This is a genomic window from Microcoleus sp. PH2017_09_SFU_O_A, assembly GCF_020738625.1.
GTDB lineage: Bacteria > Cyanobacteriota > Cyanobacteriia > Cyanobacteriales > Microcoleaceae > Microcoleus.
In genome coordinates this window covers 1-2,969 of the sequence record NZ_JAEQCF010000176.1, presented here as the reverse complement: position 1 = coordinate 2,969, position 2,969 = coordinate 1, and the positions used below count along the sequence as shown (strand labels likewise).

General features: G+C 46.8%; 4 protein-coding genes. 3 read left to right on the top strand and 1 reads right to left on the bottom strand.

All coding sequences use genetic code 11. From position 1 onward, the window contains the following. Nucleotides 1-175: 175 nt before the first annotated feature. Nucleotides 176-670, bottom strand: a complete 495-nt coding sequence (locus JGK16_RS32420) for a hypothetical protein (RefSeq protein WP_293187173.1) — start codon at nt 668-670, stop codon at nt 176-178. A gap of 401 nt (nt 671-1,071) precedes the next feature. Between JGK16_RS32420 and JGK16_RS32415 the strand changes: the two genes are divergently transcribed. The 3 genes from JGK16_RS32415 (at nt 1,072) to JGK16_RS32405 (ending at nt 2,756) form a co-directional block, all read left to right on the top strand. Next, on the top strand, nt 1,072-1,473 hold the full coding sequence (locus JGK16_RS32415; RefSeq protein WP_293193985.1) for a hypothetical protein: 402 nt from the start codon (nt 1,072-1,074) through the stop codon (nt 1,471-1,473). A gap of 299 nt (nt 1,474-1,772) precedes the next feature. Then, complete coding sequence (locus JGK16_RS32410; RefSeq protein WP_293187175.1) at nt 1,773-2,180, top strand: AbrB family transcriptional regulator; 408 nt, start codon at nt 1,773-1,775, stop codon at nt 2,178-2,180. Between the two features lie 90 nt (nt 2,181-2,270). Then, nucleotides 2,271-2,756, top strand: a complete 486-nt coding sequence (locus JGK16_RS32405) for a regulatory protein RecX (RefSeq protein ID WP_293187176.1) — start codon at nt 2,271-2,273, stop codon at nt 2,754-2,756. The last annotated feature ends 213 nt before the right edge of the window (nt 2,757-2,969 follow it).

Sequence of the window (2,969 nt, the reverse complement as noted above, 5' to 3'; positions counted from 1 at the left end):
CTGTGCTTTGTATTATATACGACTTCCTGCGAGCATCAACATGGCTGGTCAAAAAATTATAATGATTCCAAACGCAGATTCCTCTGACGCAAGACGCCCACATCTGTCATCCAATGGCACGGAGGCAAAAACAAATTGAACTACGGGCAAATAGTCTCGCGCCGCCACAATTTGCTCAAAAAGCTACCCAAATAGTTAAGGATGGGTAGCTTTGTCCATAAATTAAGTTACAGTTCCTAACCCAGAAGCAACAACCGATCGCCCGGAGCTGAGTTTGGGCTCGCTTGCTTGGGAGCGAAATTAACTGCGGTTGTCCTTGGCAATTCGCGATCGGCTGCTGCTCGATCGCATCTGGGACGAATGCTCGATCGACAGTTGGGCGCCTACTCTCTTGACGAAAAACTCGGTTTCTTCCTAGATACGCAAATTTCCCAGCTTCTGATTTTGGGTAGAAACCGGGTTGATGAGCGGTAAGTGCTAATTTGTGTTGAAACCAATATTTAAGCTGTACTGCATTTAAGTCGGTCTTTTTCAATTGCCCTGTCAAAATAACGTCAAATTCTCTGGCTTGTGGCCCTCCGAGGGCGATTTTCCCGATCGCCCCCTCGGAGTCCACTGAGAAAGTAGCGAAGGTTGAAGAGTGGCGCAGCCCGATCGCGCGATGAAACAAATCCCTCTACAACATTATAAATTGTATATTTTAATTCCCTATTCCTTGTTCTTGTCCCCCCCATCCGCTTCTCCCCCTCGAACATCACAGACAATAGAACTCTTGCTCTCGTCAAATTTACCCCCCGCAAGTCCCCTCGAACTTCGGGGGGAAACAAGAATAATCTTACCCCCTCCCCGAACTCGCGGGGAGGGCTGGGGTGTGGTGCTTTGTATTTTTGTAAGAGATCTAATGTTTTTGGTGCAGCAGCTAATTCCTCCGGTGGTGGCTGCACGATGTTTCTGCCGCCACGCCCATTCAATCGGTTTTTAGCGAAAACCCTTTCAACGAACAGGTGAAATTTCCTTGATTTTTTTACCGGATTGCCTTCCCCGGACTGCGTTGTGTGCAAATTATAGCAGATGTTGAATGAAGGAAGAAGGAAGAAGGAAGAAGGAAGAACGGAGAAGGAAGAAGGCGATAAAGGCTGCGCTCGGGGGGTAAAAAGAAGTCTGAACTCAGAAGTCAGAAGCAATCGACTCCATGGGGAAAGGGCCATTAAGAGCGTCCTAACCGTCAGGGTGGATGGGCTATATATGCCGAACACCTTAATAGAAGATTGCTCTTCGGTATTTGGGGTTTTGAGGGGATTCGCCGCCCGAAAAACAGGGTTTACAAGTAGGTGGCAGCGGCATCGAGAACAAGTGCTGCCTCGCCTTGTTGAGGTAAAATTTAACCCCGCGCCGGTAACAAGGCTGGCGGCAGATTTGCCTGTGTCGCGCCCTAGGTATTTTCATTCATCGGTGCTTTGGTTTTTACCTTGACCGCAGACTGGATCGGGGATTGGTGAAAGTTGGGAACAGACTTTACTGTAAAAAAGTAAAGCATTTAATTTGCGACAATAATTCCTCCCGCGATCGCGCCCTTGACGCTTAGGCAAGCATCACCTGCTCGAAGGCAAATAGATCTGCCTTCGAGTATCCTTACTTACACCCCCGGTTTTGAGACCGCAAAAATTTACCCAGAATCTTATATTCCGAATTCTTAGTATTGACAGTGAAACAAAGTTAATCTAATGTGTTGTAATTGATATAAGTAAAGTCCAATAAGCGAGGTACGGTCAATGGCAGAAACAGCTACAGCACCCTTAACAGGAAAAGGTCTGCTTCAAAAAATCAAAGGCAGCGATTTGCCGCGCAGAGAACTTGCAAAGCTTTGCGGCTACTTCACCGTCAGCAAAAGTGGAGAAACCCGGATTAACTTGGCTGAGTTTTACGATGCAGTGTTAGCTGCTAAGGGAATTGAGCTAGAGAAGTCGAAAGCAGACGGACGCGGACGAGAAGCGAGTTATCGCGCTAGCGTTCACAAGAATGGCTCGATCGTGATCGGGGCAAATTATACCCAAGAAATGGGATTAAAGCCAGGTGACGAGTTTGAAATTAAACTCGGATACAAGCACATTCGCTTGATTCAGATCGATGTGGACAGACCGGAAGTGGAAGTGGAAGAAGAGGAGGATACAGAAGAATAGAGGCGATCGCGATGCAGTCTGCCGATAGCAAGGCGACTGGATTTGATATTCGCTACAGAAGTATTTGCGCGCCAACCTTCGATTTAACTGATGAGCTGTCTTGACTATTTCTATTTTCTCTTGTCCCGCAAAGACTACAGTGCCTCTGAACTTCGCAAAAAGGGGCAAGAGAAAGGTTTTGGCAATGAGGAAATATTGGAGGCGATCGCGCAAATTCAAGACCGGGGCTATCAGTCTGACACTCGCTTGGTGGCAAACTCGATCGCCTCTGCTACGGGCAAATACGGGAAATCGGCCATCAAGCGCAAGTGCCTGCAAAAAGGAATTACTAGCGATTTGTTCGAGCAAGTCTGGGAGGAAGAAATTGCCGAAAATCTGGACTCGGAAGCCGCAAAACTCGCCGAATTAAAAGCCAAAGTCATGCGGAAATACAAGATCGATGCTTGGAGTAAAGTAGATCCGAAAACCAAGGGCAAAGTCTTGAACTACCTGCAATACAGGGGCTTTAATGCTTTTGAACTTTTGCGGCAGTGGCAAACAGAAGAAGATGAAGGGTTAACTTACAGGGCGAAATAGTTATCTAAACTTAGTCAAAGCTCGCTGGACAAGATAAGTCTAGAATTGAGATAATATCTGCAATGCCGAAAACCAAGGCTCAATTATCCGGTTTGTAAACCGCAGTTATGTCAATACTAGCCAGCCTGTTAAGGTCGAGAAGGAAGTCCACAACTCGTTAAATTGGCTGAAAATAGTGGGTGACTCATGGCTAAAAGCGACCGCTAGAATTGT